Consider the following 15,695-nt stretch of genomic DNA (forward strand, 5'->3'; position numbering starts at 1 on the left):
GACCGGCCATTCCGTGTCAAATCCGCCCTATTCAGAACCGACTTGACCCGAAACCCGCCAACCGACAGGAATTCGACCGCCCCGTTTCCGGGGCAACCCCTCTAACTTACCCGAACCCTCACCCCGACGCAAAACCACCGGTTCGAAGACCCAGAAGCCACAGGAGACGCCGGCCAACCGGCCGCGCACACACAACACAACCACCCAGGTGATCGAAGAGGAGTGCGCCGGACCGCGCCGACACCAGAAGATTACCAGGCTCCGGCAGCACCATGACCCAGCCCGAGAGGAACGCTCCCGGGGCCGGACCTATTCCCGCAGGTCGAGGGGTGGGTCGACGGGCACGAGATCCGGCGCGTAGCGGATCTCTCGAAACGCGAGGGCGCGCGCGGACAACCAGATCCGGTCCTCAGGCATCTACTTAGCGCTGCGGCGATCACGCCGGTGTGGCGCGGAGGATCGGGGAGGTGCGACGTGCGGGACAACGCTCCGGACGCACTCGTCGCTCCTCGTCCGGTGACGGTCCCGCGGGGACGTCGCCTACCCGGTCAACCAAACGTCAAGCCGCCCGCAATCGCCCCGCGGTACGTACAAGACGCGGAAGTCTCCGTTCGGCGCCAACCCGGCCGCCCGGACTTCCGCCGCTGGAGGTGGCCATCATCATGCGGTCGGAGTTCGACGACATCCGTGCCCACATCGCGGCCGAGCCGGCCCGCGCGGGCGACCTGCTCGAGCTCGCGCACGCCCTGCTCGACGATCTGGAGCAGCTCCGCACGCGCGAGGCGATCCTGCGTTCGCACTATCTCGGGCTGCTCACCGCCGCTCGCGCCACCGTCGCCGCCGACGTCGTCGGAGACCAGGCGCCGCTGACCTTCCTGGAGCACGAGCTGGCCAGGCACGGGCAGCTTCCCGACGGGGAGCAGGCGCCGCGGATCCTGGCGGACGCCGCGGGCGCGCAGGCCATGCTCACCCACCTCGACGAGCCGGCTCCCCCGCGGTCCCGCGCGCCCCGGGGCCCCCACTGCGGCGGCGTCAGCCGCCGGCTCCGGAGCTGAGTCACCCGCCGTTCATCCCTGCGCCGCCGCTCACCCTCCTGGGATGAGGTCGTGCACGAAGACGACGTTGGAGTAGGCCGGGTTGTCGGTGTAGCCCTGGACGTTGCCCAGGTAGGCCCGCTGATAGGTGGACACCCACGGCACGGCGACCACCGCCTCCTGCTCGACGAGCCTCTTCTGGAGGTCGGCGTACGCCTTCTCCGCCGCCACGCGGTCGCTCGTCACGAGTGACGGGAGGTTGTCGATCCGCTCGTCGAGGTTCTTGTCCTTCAGGTAGGTGAGGTTGAAGGACACCGGCTCGGCGCTGTGGAAGACGTTCAGGAACCACGAATAGGCGTCGGCGTAGTCGGGATACCAGTACATGACGAAGATGTCCTGGCGTTTGGCGGGATCGGTGGCCTTGCCCCGGCTCCACTGGTCGTTCCACTGCATCGCCTTGGCCTGGACCTGGACGTTCAGCGGCTTGAGCGCCTGGGTGAGCAGGCGTACGAGCAGGGCCTCGTCGTCGTCGCCCTCGGCGTAGGTCAGAGTGAGGCGCAGCGGCGCGCTGCCGGGGCCGTACCCCGCCTGGGCGAGCAGCTCGGCGGCGCCGGCCAGATCCTGCCGGGCCCGCCGCCCGGGCACGTGGCCGAGCAGGCCCTCGGGCACCAGGCCGGAGGCGGGGGCGGCCGCTCCCCTCATCCGGGCGATCAGGCCGTCGTAGTCGATGGCCTTCTGCACCGCCTTGCGCAGCCGTACGTCGGCCAGCGGGCCGGAGGCGGTGTTGAACAGCACGAGCATGTTCTGGAACGACGGCACCTGGATCGTCCGCACGCCCGCGGTCGCCTTGGCCCGCAGGAACAGCTCGGTGTTCAGCCGCTGCACATAGCTCGCCTCGCCCCGCAGCAGCATCCGGTACGCCCTGGCGGGGTCGGGGGTGACGCGGAACTCGACGTTCCGGTAGTGCGGGCCGTCCCAGCCGCCCCAGTAGCCGTCGAAGGCCCGCAGGACCAGCTCCCTCTCCCTGCCCTTCTTCCAGCTCGCCACGGTGTACGGCCCCGAGCCCGCGTCGCGGCCGGCCTGGAACCACTTCCCGAGGTCGCCCGAGCCGGCCGCGTGGGTGTCGTAGACGAACGCGGCGTAGCCGGAGGAGGCGATGATGTCGAGCGGGGCGGCGTACTTGAGCCGGAACTCCACAGTGAGCGGGTCCCGCACGACGATCTGCTGGACGGAGTCCCAGATGTAGGCCGCTCCGGCGCCCAGCCGCTTGGTGCGCTCGACGGACGCCTTGACCGCCGCCGCGTCCACCGGCCGACCGGTGTGGAAGACCACGCCGTCACGCAACGTGAAGGTCCAGGTCTTGCCGTCGGCCGACGACGTCCAGGCCACGGCCAGGCGCGGGCCGGCCCGCCTCGTCCGGGGGTTGTACATCGTCAGCGAGTCGTAGATGTTCTCCATCGCGACGATCTCGTTGGAGTAGGAGCTGGCGGGGTCCCAGTCGGTGACGATGTCGAGATGGTGCAGGTAGACGAAGGTCGAGTCCTTCGCCGAGGGCAGCCCCGCGGCTGAGATCGCGGCGGGCTCACCCCCGCCGCACCCCGTGAGGGCCAGCACCGCCATCACTCCCAGGACGAGGAAACGGCGCATGCGGGCGGGTCCTTTCCGGTGTCTATCATGATCGAACCTACTGCAAGATCACGATTGGACGTGATATTTCCGGCAATTGATCACGAGGGCGGCGTGCTGGCGATCTCACTGCTAACCTCTATCTCTGTCGCAAAAGTGTTTAATGTGAGGCTTGTACCTCACGTGGCGAGGTGCCATGAGTGCGCGCGGGCGTGACCGGCCGATCAGGTCCCGGATCATCGGCCTGCTGCTCGTCCCCCTGTTCTCTCTGGTCACGCTGTGGGCGGTCACCGCCGGTGTGACCATCGAGGAGAGCCTGAGCCTGCGCACGTACAACACGCTGTGGTCCACGCTGCGGCAGCCCGCCGACTCCCTGATCGTCGAACTGCAGGCGGAGCGGCTGGCGACGGCCCGCTCCCTCGGTTCGCGCAGCGAGAGCGACCGCACCGCGCTGGGCCTCCAGCGCCAGCGCACCAACGCCGCCAGGGAGCGGGTGCGCACCCTGGCGCTCTCCCGGGAGTCCCGCTCGGCCACCACCACCGCCATGCGCGCGCAGGTGGACGAGATGCTGCAGGGGCTGGCCCGGGTGGACGAGATCCGCGCAGAGGTGGACGAGGGGCTGTCGGAGCGGCTGCACGCCATCGAGACCTACAACCTCGTCAGCGACGCGATCTACCGGATGCACTACAGCCTCGCCCTGATCAACGACATCCCGATCTACCAGCAGTCGCGGGTCGTGATCTCGCTGGGGTACGCCAAGGAGCTGCTGACCCGGGAGCAGGCGCTGGCCGCGGCCGCGTCGGGCGGGCTCACCGACGAGGAGCGCAAGCTGTTCACCCAGCTCGTGGGCAACCGGCGGTTCCTCATCGACCAGGCGCTGCCCGAGCTGGACACCAGCCTGCGGCAGCTCCACGTGAACCTGATCACCACGCCCCTCTACCAGCGGTTGCGGCTCCAGGAGGAGCAGATCATCAGCGCGCCGCGGATCTCGCCGCGTACGCAGCGGGTCTGGCAGTCGACCTCCGACGACCTCGCCGAGTCGTTCCAGAAGGCGCAGACCGAGGCGGCGTCGCTGCTCGCCCGGCGCGCCGCGCCGATCGCCGACTCGATCCTGCGGCGGGCCGTGCTGGCCGGCGGCTTCGGCCTCCTCGCGGTCGTCGCCTCGATCCTCATCTCGATGCGCGTCGGCGGCCGCCTCGCCCGCGAGCTGGCCGGGCTGCGGCAGGCCGCGCTCGACCTCGCCAACCAGCGGCTGCCCCAGGTGCTGGCCAAGCTCAGGAGCGGCGACGACGTCGACGTGGCGTCGGAGGCGCCGCCGATCCGGACCATGGGCGGGACCGCCGAGATCCAGGACGTGGGGCGGGCCTTCTCGACCGTGCAGGAGGCCGCGGTGGAGGCGGCCATCGGCCAGGCGCGCCTGCAGCGCGGGGTCAGCCAGGTCTTCCTCAACCTCGCCCGGCGCAGCCAGACGCTGCTGCACCGGCAGCGGACCCAGCTCCACGGCATGCAGCGGCACGCGACCGAACCGGACATGCTGGAGGAACTCTTCCGGCTCGACCACCTGACGACCCGCATGCGCCGCCACGCGGAGGGCCTGATCATCCTGTCCGGCTCGGCCCCGGGCCGCGCCTGGCGCAAGCCCGTCCCGATGTACGACGTCGTGCGCGGCGCCGCGGCCGAGGTGGAGGACTACGCCCGGGTGAACGTGCTGCCGATGGAGGAGCACGGGCTCGACGGGTCCGCGGTGGCCGACGTCATCCACCTGATCGCCGAGCTGATCGAGAACGCCACGGTCTACTCCCCGCCGCACACGCCGGTCGCGGTACGCGGCGAGATCGTGGGCACCGGCTTCGCCGTGGAGATCGAGGACCGCGGGCTCGGGCTGACCAAGGAACGCCTCGCGGAGCTGAACGGGCGCCTGGCGAACGCCCCGGAGTTCGACATCGCGGACACCGACCGCATGGGGCTGTTCGTCGTCGCGCGCCTGGCCGCCCGGCGGGACATCCGCGTGACCCTTCGGCCCTCGCCATACGGAGGAACGACCGCCATCGTGCTGATCCCATCCGCGCTCATGGTCTATCCGAAGGACGACGACCTCACCCGCCTGCAGACGGAGGAGGTCACCCCGGAGGACATCATTCTCGCCTCGTTCAACCGGGGGCCCAAGAACGACAAGCACGCCGGCCAGGAGGACCCGAGGTGAGCGACCGCATGCAGGACCAGTGGCTGGACGAGGACGCGGGACCCGTCGTCCCGGCCTACGCCCTGACTCGCGGGCGCGTCCGGCCGTCCAACAAGGACATCGACATCGTCGCGATCGTGACCGCGATCGGCGGGCCGACGCCGGTCAGCCTCGGTCCCGAGCAGTGGATGATCCTCAGCCTGTGCGCGCGTGCGGCGTCGCTGGCGGACATCGCCGTGGCCATCGACCTGCCGCTCGGCGTCGTACGGGTGCTCGTGGGCGACCTCCACGAGCAGGGGCTCGTGGAGGTGCGCCCGCCCGCCAACGTCGCGCGCTTCCCGACCGAGAAGCTCCTCACCGAGGTGATCGGCGGACTGCAGGCCCTGTGATCCCCGGTTCTCCGACCGCGTGGGGGTAGTGGCGCCGGGCGTGCCCGGGGGTGATGTACCCCTCCCGCAGGTCCGCGCGCACGGCCTCCGGGTCGCGCTCCTCCGGCGGGCCGTACCCGCCGCCCGAGCCGGTGCGCAGGTGCACGACCGCGCCCCTGGGCAGGAAGATCCGCGTCTTCAGCGAGAACTCCTCGGCCCGCCCGTCGGGATACTCCACGGTCAGCCGGTTCGGCCGGCCCGGCAGGCCGCCCTCCAGGCCCCAGGGCGCGAGCGCGGTCCTGGCCAGGCCCGAGGTGAGGTACTGGTCCTCCAGCACCCGGAAGGACAGGTCGAGCCCGAGCCCGCCGCGGTGGCGGCCCGGGCCGCCGGAGTCCTCGGCCAGCGCGAGCCGTTCGATCCGCCAGGGGTTGCGCGCCTCCCAGACCTCGGCCGGGGTGAAGCGGGTGGCCGACTCGGAGATGTACATCAGCGCGCTCGCGCCGTCGGCCGACCGTGAGGCGCCCTGGCCCACCGGGTGCGGCGCGCCGTCCGCCCAGGGCTCGCCGGTGGCCTCGCGGTTGCCCCACCACACCAGGGCGTTGATGTCCCCGCCGCTCGCGGCGGGCACCGATCCCGGCACGGCCCCGGCGAGCGCCCTGATGATCAGCTCGATGGCGTGGTCGGACGGAATGCCGTACATGAAGCAGGGCGCGGGCCGCAGGGGGTGGAACAGCGAGCCGGGCCGGGTGAGCAGCTCCAGCGGGCGGAAGTGACCCTCGTTGGGCTGCTCGCCCGCCCCCGCGAGGAAGGACACCGCGATCCGCACCGCCGCCACCGTCGAGGGCAGCGGGCAGTTGACCGGCCCGCCCACCTGGTCGGGGCAGCCGGTCAGGTCGACCGTCACCGACGAGCCGTCCACGACGACCTCGACGCCGAACGGGATCGGCCTGCCGGTGACGCCGTCGGAGTCGATGACGCTGGACGCCTGGTAGACGCCGTCCGGGAGGCGCTCGAACCAGCCGCGCACCAGCGCCTCGCCGTGCGCGTACATCCGGGCCACGCACCGGCGGAAGGTGCCGAGGCCGTGCCGCCGCACGAGCGCGCCGAGGGCCTCGGCCCCGGTCCGCGCCCCGGCGACCATCGCGTTGATGTCCCCGATGACCATCTCGGGCATCCGGCTGTTGGCGAGGATCATCCGGTAGACGTCGCTGACGAGGCGCCCCGCGTCGTACAGCTTGACCCCGGGGAAGATCGTGCCCTCCTGGTGGACGTCGATCGTGTCGGTGCAGTAGGGGTCCTTGCCGCCGATGTCGAGCCAGTGGGCCTTGATCACGGAGTAGCCGGCCAGCACGTCCTCATGGAAGATCGGCACCACCATCGCCGCGTCCTGGGGATGCGAGCCCGTGCCGTACGGGTCGTTGTAGAGGATGACGTCGCCGGGGCTGAGGGCGGCGGGCCCGCCGACGCCCTCGACGGCCTCCCGGACGCAGAAGCCGAGCGTGCCCATGAACGCGGGCAGCGTCGGGGCCTGCGCCAGCATGCACATGTCCGCGTCGTAGAAGGCGACCGCGAAGTCCAGCGCCTCGTAGATGATCGGCGAGAACGCGGTGCGGATCAGCGACTGCTTCATCTGGTCGGCCGCCGCGTTGAGGCCCTGCCGGATGATCTCCGTGGTGACCGGGTCGGCGCCGTCGCCCAGCCCGGGGTGGACCTCCGCGTAGCGGGTGCGGACGACTGTCATCGCCGGTCCTTCCTTGTGATGACGAGGCTGCCGCTCTCGTGCGTCTCCACGGCGAAGCCGGCGTCCACGTAGGTGGTCGCGGTCGGCTCCACCACCAGCAGGGGGCCCTCGGTCACGCCGCGCAGGTCCTCCCGGCGGACGACCGGAGCCTCCGCGAAGGACTCCCGGCGGAACGACCACAGCCGTGTCGTCCCCCGCCCGGCCCCGCCCTCGCCCGACGGCGGGGCCGGCACCAGAGGGCGGGCGTCGCTGAGCACGACCCGGCTGGTCGCCCGTACGGTGACGACCTCCAGCGGGTCGGGCAGCGTGTGGCCGAAGGCCCGGTGGTAGGCCTCGGAGAACCGGGCGGACACGGCCGCCACGTCGTCTTCCGCCGGCCGCACCGGGATCGTCAGCGTGTGCTCCTGTCCCCGGTGGCGCAGGTCGAGGTCGACCTCTCGGACGGCCTCCGGCTGCGCGAGCCGTTCGAAGAGCGTCTCCGCCAGCCGTTCGATCACCGGCAGCGCCGCGTCGTCCAGGGGACGCACCAGTGTGCGGGCGGCCGAGCGGACGACGTCGGCCTGCACCAGGCCGACGGCGGAGAAGTTGCCCGCGTTGGGCGGCACGACGACGACGTCCACGTCGAGTTCGTCGGCGAGCAGGCAGCCGAACACCGGCCCGGCGCCGCCGAAGGCGACGACGGCCGCGCCGCGCGGGTCCACGCCCCGCTCCACGGTCACGCCGCGCACGGCCTGCGCCATGTGCGCGGCGGCGATCCTGATCACGCCCACCGCGACGGCGTCCACGCCGTCGATGCCGGTCGGGCCCGCCAGCGGCGCGAGCGCGCGGGCGGCCGCGTCCTCGGACAGCTCGATGCCGCCCGAGATGTGCCCGCGCGGGATCATGCCGAGGTGCAGGGCCGCGTCGGTGACCGTCGGCTCGGTCCCGCCGCGCCCATAACAGGCGGGCCCGGGGTCGGCGCCCGCGCTGCGCGGGCCGACCCGCAGCAGGCCGCCCGCGTCGGCGTACGCCACGGACCCGCCGCCCGCGCCCACCGACCGCACGTCCACCCAGGGGCTCTGCAGCGGCAGGCCGACGACCTCCCCCTGATAGAGCAGCGGCAGCCGCCCGTCCTCGACGAGCGCGGTGTCGAAGCTGGTGCCGCCCACGTCGGCGGCCACGGCCGTGCCGATGCCGAGGGAGGGCCCGAGGGAGGCGGCGAGGCGGGCGGTCGCGGCGGCCCCGGCCACCGGGCCGGACAGGATCGTCTCGAACGGCCGGGCCGCGGCCTCGGCCAGCGTCAGCGCCCCGCCGCCGGAGCGGGTGACGAGCAGGTCGCCGGCGAAGCCCCTGGTCCGCAGCTCACGGTCGAGGTCGTGCAGGTAGGGGCCCATCCGGTGCCGGACGAACGCGTCCACGACCGTGGTGCAGGTGCGCTCGTACTCCCGGTACTCCCCCGAGACCTCGTGCGACAGCGAGACCGGCCCCGCGAACCCGGCCCGCGCGAGCAACTCGGCGGCCCTCGTCTCGTGCGCGGCGTTCGCGTAGGAGTTCACCAGCACGATCGCGACGGCGTCCACGCCCTCGGCGGCGAACACCTCCGCGGCCCGGAGCACGTCCTCCGGCTCCAGATCCCGTACGACCGAGCCGTCGGCGGCCACCCGTTCGGTCACCTCCAGGCGCAGCCGGCGGGGCACGAGCGGCGGCGGCGGGGTCCAGAACAGGTCGTAGGGGTCGTCGCGGTCGCCGCGGCGGATCTCCAGCACGTCGCGGAACCCGGCCGTGGTGATCAGGCCGACGGTCGCGCCGCGCCGTTCGAGCAGCGCGTTCAGGCCGACGGTGGTGCCGTGGACGAAGTGGCGGCAGCGGGCGAGCAGGTCCGGCGGCACCGCCGCGTCGACCGCGGCGAGCACCCCGCGCTCCGGCGCCGCCGGCGTCGTGGGCCGCTTGGCGACCCTGATCTCGCCGGTCGCGGCGTCGTGCAGGACGAGGTCGGTGAAGGTGCCGCCGACGTCCACTCCGATCACGGTGGTCATGCCCGGCACGGTAGATCGAGGCGCACGCCGCGTCGATGTGCCCTCACGACGACGTGATCGACGTTGTTGTCCCCGGGAGACAGTCGTGGTCGAGCACCACGTGGCAGGCGAGCTGGAGCGCGAACCGGGTCTGCGGATCGGACAGGTCGGCGTCGAGGGTCTCGGCGATGCGCCTGATCCGGTGGGCCACCGCGTTGGGGTGCAGGCTGAGCAGCTCCGCCGCCCTGGTCCGGGAGCCCCAGCAGTCCAGGTACGCCTTGAGCGTGGGCACCGCGTGTGCGCTGAGGGCGCCGAGACGCTCCAGCGGGGCGAGCAGGTCGCGGGCGGCCATCAGGGCGCTCTCGCTGCCGCCCAGCTCCGCGAGGAGCGCGTGCACCCCCAGCCGGTCGAACGCCACGGCCTGCCCCGCCTCCGCGCGGGCGGCGGCGGCGCGGGCCTGCGACGCCGTACGGCGCAGCCCGTCGGGCCCCGACTGGCAGGTCCCCACTCCCGTGCCCAGGTCCGGCGATCCTCCGGCGGGCGCGCGGGCGGTCGTCCGCTCGTCGGTGGTGAGGACCACGAGCACGCCGTCCTGCCAGCGGGTGACCAGCGGCGGCGCGGCCAGGTCGGCGGCCTCGCCGAGGCCCAGCAGGCCGGGCAGGGTCGCGCCGGCCGTCCTGCGCACTTCGCGGAGCACGGCATCGGTCACTCCGGCGGCGGGGTCGCGCAGGAACACCGCCACGTGCCAGCCCTCGACGGGCACGCCGGCGTGCCGGGCGCGGCGGGCGGCGGCTCCGCCGTCCCTGGCGCCGAGCAGGGCCAGCAGCGCGCGCTCGCGGGCCGCCTCCGTCTCGCGGGCGGCGGCCCGCACCCGGCCGAGCGTGGTGGCGACGACCTGGGCGACGATCGCCGCCGCGGGGTCCTCGCCGTCCCAGCACACGTAGCCGTCCGGCCGTCCGCCGATCCGGATCACCGTGGCGTTCGCCCCCGGCGCGGCCAGGCCGGACGCCCGGTAGGCGACCCCGACCGAGGCGGAGGCCGCGCGCAGGATGTCGTCCTCGCCCGCGCCCTCCATCGCGCCGAGCCCGTCGATCGCCTCCCGCGTACGGCGCAGCAGCAGCCCGGGGTCGGCGCGCACGGCGGCGCTGAGGCCGAGCACGGTGTCCGAGAGGGAGTGGTCGGAGGCCCCGGCGAGCAGGGCGACCCTCTCCCGCCGGGCCACCTCCACCATCTCCGGGGAGGTGCCCGAGGGGCCGGGCAGCACGATCCCGGCCAGCCCGCGGCCTCCGGCCAGGCGCAGCGCGCCGGCCACGTCGCACGACCGCATGGCGTGGCGGGACAGGATCGCAAGCGCCCCGGGGGCCGCCGCGGCGAGTTCGCGCATCTCGTCGACGAGGACGACGCTGTCGACCTCCCGGGCGTCCCAGGGCCCGGCGACGAGCGTCAGCCTCCGGCCCGCGGGGGTCCTCAGCAGGTCACTGACGCGGCGCATCGGGTGCCTCTCCTCCGTCGCGGGGGACGCGCGCGACCGAGGAGGCCGGGGTGGTCAGCACCTCCTCCGCGCGGTGACACGCCACCTTACGTCCTGCCAGCTCGCGAAGCTCCGGCGCCTCGTCCCGGCAGCGGTCCGCCGCCCAGGGGCAGCGCAGCCGGAACGGGCAGCCGGTGGGGGCCGGCGCCGCCTCCGTGCGCCCGGCCGTACGCGGCGGCTCGCCGCCGAGGCGCGGCACCGCGTCGCGCAGCGCCCGGGTGTACGGGTGGGCCGGCCGGGTGAGGAGGTCCGCGGTCGGGCCCGACTCGACCACCCGCCCGGCGAAGAGCACCGACGACGTGCGGCACAGCCGCCCCACGACGCCGAGGTTGTGGGTGATGAGCAGATAACCCAGCCCGCGGTCCGCGGCGAGGCCCTCCAGCAGTTCGAGGATCCGGGCCTGCACGGTGACGTCGAGCGCGCTCGTCGGCTCGTCGAGCACCAGCAGCCGGGGCTCCACGGCGAGGGCGCGGGCGATGGCAACCCGCTGCCGCTGGCCACCGGACATCTCGTGCGGCCTGCGGCCGGCCAGCGCGGGATCGAGCCCCACGCCGGCGAGGAGCGCGGCCACGCGGTCCCGCCGCTCGTCCCTGGGCACGCGGTGATGGGTGGTCAGCGCCTCGGCGATCGACGCCCCCGCGGTCATGCGGGGGTCGAGCGCCTCGCTGCCGTCCTGGAAGACCGGCTGCACGGCCCGGCGGAACTCCGCCCGGCCCGCGCGGCCGAGCCCGGCCAGGTCGCGGGAGCCGTACCGGACGACGCCGGAGCGCGGACGCAGGAGGCCGAGCAGGGCGCGGGCGAGCGTGGTCTTGCCCGAGCCGCTCTCCCCGATCAGGCCCACCCCGCCCTCGTCCACGGTGAGGCTCACGTCGTGGACCACCGCCGTCGTGCCGTACGCGAGGGTGACCCCCTCGGCGGCGAGCAACGTCACGACCCCTCCTCAGGCTCGGGCAGCCGGGGGACGGCGGCGATCAGTTCGCGGGTGTAGGGGTCGCGCGGCCGGGCGAACACGTCGGCGGCGGGCCCGCTCTCCACCACCGCGCCGTCGCGCATCACCACGACCCGGTCGGCGATCGTGGAGACCAGCGCGAGGTCGTGGGAGACCAGCAGCACGGCGAGGCCGCGCTCGTCGCGCAGCCGCCGCAGCACCGCGACCACCTCCGCCTGCACGGTGACGTCCAGCGCGCTGGTCGGCTCGTCGGCCAGCAGGACCTGCGCGCCGAGCGCGAGGGCCAGCGCGATGACGAAGCGCTGCGCCTGGCCGCCGGACACCTGGTGGGGATGGCGGCGCAGGATCTCGGGGTCGAGCAGCACCGCGCGGACGGCCTCCTCGGCCCGTTCCCGCGCCCGCGCGCCCTTCACCCCGTGCCGGGCGAGCGCGCGGCGCATCAGCGTGCCGAGGCGCATGGTGGGGTTGAGCGCGGCCTGCGGGCTCTGCACGACCAGGGCGGCCCGCGAACCGCGGATCTCCCGCAGCCGCGCCGGGCTCGCCGTGAGCACGTCGACCTCCCCGACGCGGATCCTCCCCGCGACGTCGGCGCCGTGGACGAGACCGAGCGTGCTGAGCAGGGTCGTCGTCTTGCCCGACCCGCTCTCGCCGACGATCGCCACGCACTCCCCGGCGGCGACGTCGAGCTCGGGGACCGACGCGATGACCCGGTCGCCGATCCGGACGACGAGATCCCTGACGCTGATCAGGTTCATCGGGCCAGCCTCGCCCTCAGCCCCTCGCCGAGCACGTTGAACGCGAACGCGGTGACCAGGATGGCGAGGCCGGGGAAGGTCACCACCCACCAGTCGGTGGTGAAGAGCGACTGGCCCTGCTGGACCATCAGGCCCCACTCGGGGGTCGGCTCGTGGGCCCCGAGGCCCAGATACGACAGCGCGGCGGCGGTGAGGATGACCCCGCCGCCGTCCAGCGACAGTTGCACCAGCACGGGCGTGAGCGAGTTGGGCAGCACGTGCCGCAGCACGATGAGCGGCGCGGGCACGCCGAGGCAGCGGGCGGAGTCGACGAACCCCCGGGTGGACACCGACGCGGCGACCGACGCCGTGAGCCGGGCGTACCAGGGCCACCAGGTGATCGCGATCGCCACGATCACGGTGGTCACGCTCGGCTGGAGCACCACGGCGAGCGCCAGCGACAGCAGCAGGGCGGGGAAGGCGAGGAAGACGTCGGTCACCCGCATGATCACGTCGCGGGCCCAGCCGCCGGCGTACCCCGCGACCACTCCGAGGAGGACCCCGGCCACGCCGCTGACGGCAAGTACCGCGACGGCGATGAACAGCGAGGTGCGGGCGCCGAACAGGACCCGGCTGAACACGTCGCGGCCGACCTGGTCGGTGCCGAACCAGTGGTCGCCGCCCGGCGGCAGCAGGGACTCCAGGGGATGCGTGGCCGAGCCGCCGTCGTCCGGGTAGGGGGCGATCCACGGCGCGAGCAGCGCCGCGAGCACGACGATCCCGAGCAGCACGCCGCCCGCCACCGCCAGCCGGTCCACCCCGGCCAGGCGCCGCAGCGGCGTACGGCGGTAGACGGGCAGGGCGGGGGTGGTCATCGCGCCCTCACCCTCGGGTCCACCACGCCCTGGAGGAGGTCCACGGCGAGGTTGGCGACGACGTACAGCACGGCGACCAGCAGCGTCACCCCGGCGATGGCCGGCGTGTCGAGCGAGCGGATCGAGTCGGCGGCGTACCGCCCGAGGCCCGGCCAGTTGAAGACGGCCTCCACGAGGAAGCCGTTCACGATCGAGTACGCGAAGACGAGCGCGATCAGCGCCAGCACCGGGTTCAGCGCCGGGCGCAGGGAGAAGCGGGTGAGCACGGCGGTCTCCCCGAAGCCGAGCGCGCGTTCCAGCCGGGCGTGCTCGCGCGACGACTCCTCGATGAGCGCGGCCCTGGTCATCTGGGCGACCACCCCCGCCGGGTACGCCGCGATCACGAGGGCGGGCAGCACCAGATGCGACAGCGTGCTCGTCAGGATCGGCCAGTTGCCGGTGATCAGCGCGTCCACGGCGGTGACGTTCGTGTAGAGGTGCAGCGGGCTGGTCCGGTCGAGCGACGCGTCGTACTCCCCCGCGACGGGAAACCAGCCGAGGCCGCTGGCGAAGACCGTCTGCAGGGCCAGCGCCAGCCAGAACACCGGGACCGAGACGGCCAGCATGGACGACAGCCGTACGGACAGGTCGGGCAGGCGGCCCTTGTAGCGGGCGGCGGCGATCCCCAGCGGGATGCCCGCGGCCAGCGCGACGACCAGCGCGGCGCCGACGAGTTCCAGGGAGGCGGGGAACGCCTGGAAGAGGTCGTCGCGCACCGGCCGCCGGGTGTGCAGGCTGGTCCCCCAGTCGCCGCCCAGCAGGTCGCGCACGTAGTTCCACAGCTGCACCGGCAGCGGGTCGTCCAGCCCGAACCGCCGCCGGGCGTCGGCGAGCTCGGCCGCCGTCGCCTTGGGTCCCGCGTACGCCACCGCCGGGTCGCCGGGGACCAGGCGCATGACGGCGAACGTGAGGACGATCACGCCGGCCACGACCAGGAGGGCCTGGCCGAGCCGGCGGATCAGGTACCCCGGCATGGTCAGGCGCCGGGCTTCAGGTCGTAGGCGAACACCACGTTCGGATAGGCCGGGTTGTCCGTGTAGCCCTGGACCGACTTGGCGAACGCCCGCTGGTAGGTCTGCACGTACGGCACGGCCACCGCGGCCTTCTCGTTGATGATCTTCTCCTGGAGGCCGGAGTACGCCTTCTCCGCGGCGGGCTGGTCGGTCGCGGTGAGCGCGGGCAGCCCGTCGATCTCCTTGTCGACCGCCGCGTCCTTCAGGTAGGAGAGGTTGAACTGCACCGCGTCCTCACCGTGGAAGACGTTGACGAACCACGAGTAGGCGTCGGCGTAGTCGGGGAACCAGTACATGACGAAGACGTCCTGCCGCTTGGCGGGGTCCTTCGCCTTGCCCTGGTCCCACTGGGTGGTCCACTGCAGCGGCTTGGCCGACAGCTTGACATTCAGCTTGTCGAGGGCCGAGCTGAGCAGCGTGACCAGCAGCTCCTGGTCGCTGTCGCCCTGGGCGTAGGTCAGCGACAGCTCCAGCCGCTTGCCGCCGGGGCCGTAGCCGGCCTCCTTGAGCAGCGCCTCGGCGCCCGCGAGGTCCTGCTTGGGGGTCATGCTCTGGGTGTGGCCGAGCAGGCCCTCCGGCACCAGGCCGCTGGCGGCCACGCCCGCGCCCTTCAGCGCCGCCACTAGGCCGTCGTAGTCGATCGCCTTCTGCAGGGCCTGGCGCAGCTTCACGTCCTTGAGCGGGCCGTCGGCCGTGTTGAACAGCACGAGCAGGTTCTGGAAGGACGGCGTCTGGGAGGTCTGCACCGTGCCGGTGTTCGCGGCCTCGCCGAACAGCTGCGCGTTGAGCCGCTGGACGAACGTCACCTCGCCGCCCCGCAGGAGCTGCCAGGCGGTGGTCAGCTCGGGCGTGACGCGGAAGGCGAGCTTCTTGTAGTGGGGACCGTCCCAGCCGCCCCAGTAGCCGTCGAAGGCCTTGAGCGTGAGCTCGGTCTCCTTGCCCTTTTGCCAGCTCTCGATGGTGTACGGCCCGGAGCCCGCGTCGTGGCCCTCGCCGAACCACTTCTTCAGGTCGCCGGAGGCCGCCGTGGTGTCGTAGACGTACGCCGCGTAGCCGGCCGAGGCGACCAGGTCGAGCGGGGTGGGGTACTTGAGCGTGAACTCCAGCGTCGTGGCGTCCTTGGCCTCGATCTTCTTGACCGCGCTCCAGATGTAGGCCGCGCCCTGGCCCTCCTTCATGGTGCGCTCGATCGACGCCTTCGCCGCGGCGGCGTCCACCGGCTTTCCGGTGTGGAACGTCGCGCCCTGCCGGAGGGTGAAGGTCCACTTCTTGCCGTCGGGCGACGAGGTCCACGACGAGGCCAGGCGCGGCTCGGCCTTCTTCGTCTGCGGGTTGTACCGGGTCAGCGACTCGTAGATGTTCTGCATCGCGATGATCTCGTTGGAATACGAGCTCGCGGGGTCCCAGTCGGTGACGACGTCGAGGTTGGGGACGTACGTGAACGTGGTGTCGGCCGCGCTCCCGGCCCCGCCCGCCGACGGGACGGGCGCGGTGGAGTCGGCGGCGCCGCGGACCTGCCCACCGGCGCAGGCGGCGGCGGAGAGGGTCACTGCGGCCACGGCTCCCGCCGCGAGAAGACGCTTGTGCCAGCGCATGAGGGGGGTTCCTT

The 15,695-nt window shown here is 73.1% G+C and carries 12 protein-coding genes; 3 read left to right on the forward strand and 9 right to left on the reverse strand.

The window, feature by feature from the left end:
• Positions 1–662 precede the first annotated feature (662 nt).
• The gene (locus FED44_RS29070) at positions 663–1,055 is read left to right on the forward strand and encodes a hypothetical protein (protein WP_133305930.1); all 393 of its coding nucleotides are present in this window, start codon (positions 663–665) and stop codon (positions 1,053–1,055) included.
• A gap of 30 nt (positions 1,056–1,085) precedes the next feature.
• On the opposite strand, the gene FED44_RS29075 is transcribed toward FED44_RS29070, so the two are convergent.
• Complete coding sequence (locus FED44_RS29075) at positions 1,086–2,681, reverse strand: ABC transporter substrate-binding protein (RefSeq protein ID WP_111699569.1); 1,596 nt, start codon at positions 2,679–2,681, stop codon at positions 1,086–1,088.
• A gap of 175 nt (positions 2,682–2,856) precedes the next feature.
• Between FED44_RS29075 and FED44_RS29080 the strand changes: the two genes are divergently transcribed.
• Both FED44_RS29080 and FED44_RS29085 read left to right on the forward strand, forming a co-directional pair.
• Positions 2,857–4,863, forward strand: a complete 2,007-nt coding sequence (locus tag FED44_RS29080) for a sensor histidine kinase (protein WP_111699570.1) — start codon at positions 2,857–2,859, stop codon at positions 4,861–4,863.
• Positions 4,860–5,231, forward strand: a complete 372-nt coding sequence (locus FED44_RS29085; RefSeq protein ID WP_111699571.1) for a DUF742 domain-containing protein — start codon at positions 4,860–4,862, stop codon at positions 5,229–5,231. Before FED44_RS29080 ends, FED44_RS29085 begins: the two co-directional genes overlap by 4 nt.
• Here the strand turns inward: FED44_RS29085 and FED44_RS29090 are convergent.
• The 8 genes from FED44_RS29090 to FED44_RS29125 are packed head-to-tail and all read right to left on the reverse strand — an operon-like array spanning position 5,197 to position 15,681.
• A complete protein-coding gene (locus FED44_RS29090; protein WP_111699572.1) occupies positions 5,197–6,951 on the reverse strand; it encodes a hydantoinase B/oxoprolinase family protein in 1,755 nt (584 codons plus the stop codon). The two genes, FED44_RS29085 and FED44_RS29090, sit on opposite strands and share 35 nt — an antisense overlap.
• Positions 6,948–8,966, reverse strand: coding sequence for a hydantoinase/oxoprolinase family protein (locus FED44_RS29095; protein ID WP_138462717.1), 2,019 nt, complete (start codon positions 8,964–8,966; stop codon positions 6,948–6,950). The genes FED44_RS29090 and FED44_RS29095 overlap by 4 nt, the downstream gene beginning before the upstream one ends.
• Positions 8,967–9,009: 43 nt before the next feature.
• The gene (locus tag FED44_RS29100) at positions 9,010–10,437 is read right to left on the reverse strand and encodes a helix-turn-helix domain-containing protein (protein WP_138462718.1); all 1,428 of its coding nucleotides are present in this window, start codon (positions 10,435–10,437) and stop codon (positions 9,010–9,012) included.
• Complete coding sequence (locus tag FED44_RS29105) at positions 10,421–11,407, reverse strand: ABC transporter ATP-binding protein (RefSeq protein WP_111697871.1); 987 nt, start codon at positions 11,405–11,407, stop codon at positions 10,421–10,423. Before FED44_RS29105 ends, FED44_RS29100 begins: the two co-directional genes overlap by 17 nt.
• The gene (locus tag FED44_RS29110; RefSeq protein WP_111697872.1) at positions 11,404–12,180 is read right to left on the reverse strand and encodes an ATP-binding cassette domain-containing protein; all 777 of its coding nucleotides are present in this window, start codon (positions 12,178–12,180) and stop codon (positions 11,404–11,406) included. Before FED44_RS29110 ends, FED44_RS29105 begins: the two co-directional genes overlap by 4 nt.
• Positions 12,177–13,034, reverse strand: coding sequence for an ABC transporter permease (locus tag FED44_RS29115; RefSeq protein ID WP_138462719.1), 858 nt, complete (start codon positions 13,032–13,034; stop codon positions 12,177–12,179). Before FED44_RS29115 ends, FED44_RS29110 begins: the two co-directional genes overlap by 4 nt.
• Positions 13,031–14,047 (reverse strand): ABC transporter permease, encoded by a 1,017-nt coding sequence (locus FED44_RS29120; protein WP_138462720.1) that lies wholly within the window; start codon positions 14,045–14,047, stop codon positions 13,031–13,033. The genes FED44_RS29115 and FED44_RS29120 overlap by 4 nt, the downstream gene beginning before the upstream one ends.
• Before the next feature lie 2 nt (positions 14,048–14,049).
• Positions 14,050–15,681, reverse strand: coding sequence for an ABC transporter substrate-binding protein (locus FED44_RS29125; RefSeq protein WP_111697875.1), 1,632 nt, complete (start codon positions 15,679–15,681; stop codon positions 14,050–14,052).
• Positions 15,682–15,695 lie beyond the last annotated feature (14 nt).

Source organism: Microbispora triticiradicis, assembly GCF_005864065.1.
Lineage (GTDB): Bacteria > Actinomycetota > Actinomycetes > Streptosporangiales > Streptosporangiaceae > Microbispora > Microbispora triticiradicis.

Coding starts and splice junctions, on each gene's coding strand:
- FED44_RS29070 (WP_133305930.1), top strand. CDS start 663: ATGCGGTCGGAGTTCGACGACATCCGTGCCCACATCGCGGCCGAGCCG.
- FED44_RS29075 (WP_111699569.1), bottom strand. CDS start 2,681: ATGCGCCGTTTCCTCGTCCTGGGAGTGATGGCGGTGCTGGCCCTCACG.
- FED44_RS29080 (WP_111699570.1), top strand. CDS start 2,857: ATGAGTGCGCGCGGGCGTGACCGGCCGATCAGGTCCCGGATCATCGGC.
- FED44_RS29090 (WP_111699572.1), bottom strand. CDS start 6,951: ATGACAGTCGTCCGCACCCGCTACGCGGAGGTCCACCCCGGGCTGGGC.
- FED44_RS29095 (WP_138462717.1), bottom strand. CDS start 8,966: ATGACCACCGTGATCGGAGTGGACGTCGGCGGCACCTTCACCGACCTC.
- FED44_RS29100 (WP_138462718.1), bottom strand. CDS start 10,437: ATGCGCCGCGTCAGTGACCTGCTGAGGACCCCCGCGGGCCGGAGGCTG.
- FED44_RS29110 (WP_111697872.1), bottom strand. CDS start 12,180: ATGAACCTGATCAGCGTCAGGGATCTCGTCGTCCGGATCGGCGACCGG.
- FED44_RS29115 (WP_138462719.1), bottom strand. CDS start 13,034: ATGACCACCCCCGCCCTGCCCGTCTACCGCCGTACGCCGCTGCGGCGC.
- FED44_RS29120 (WP_138462720.1), bottom strand. CDS start 14,047: ATGCCGGGGTACCTGATCCGCCGGCTCGGCCAGGCCCTCCTGGTCGTG.
- FED44_RS29125 (WP_111697875.1), bottom strand. CDS start 15,681: ATGCGCTGGCACAAGCGTCTTCTCGCGGCGGGAGCCGTGGCCGCAGTG.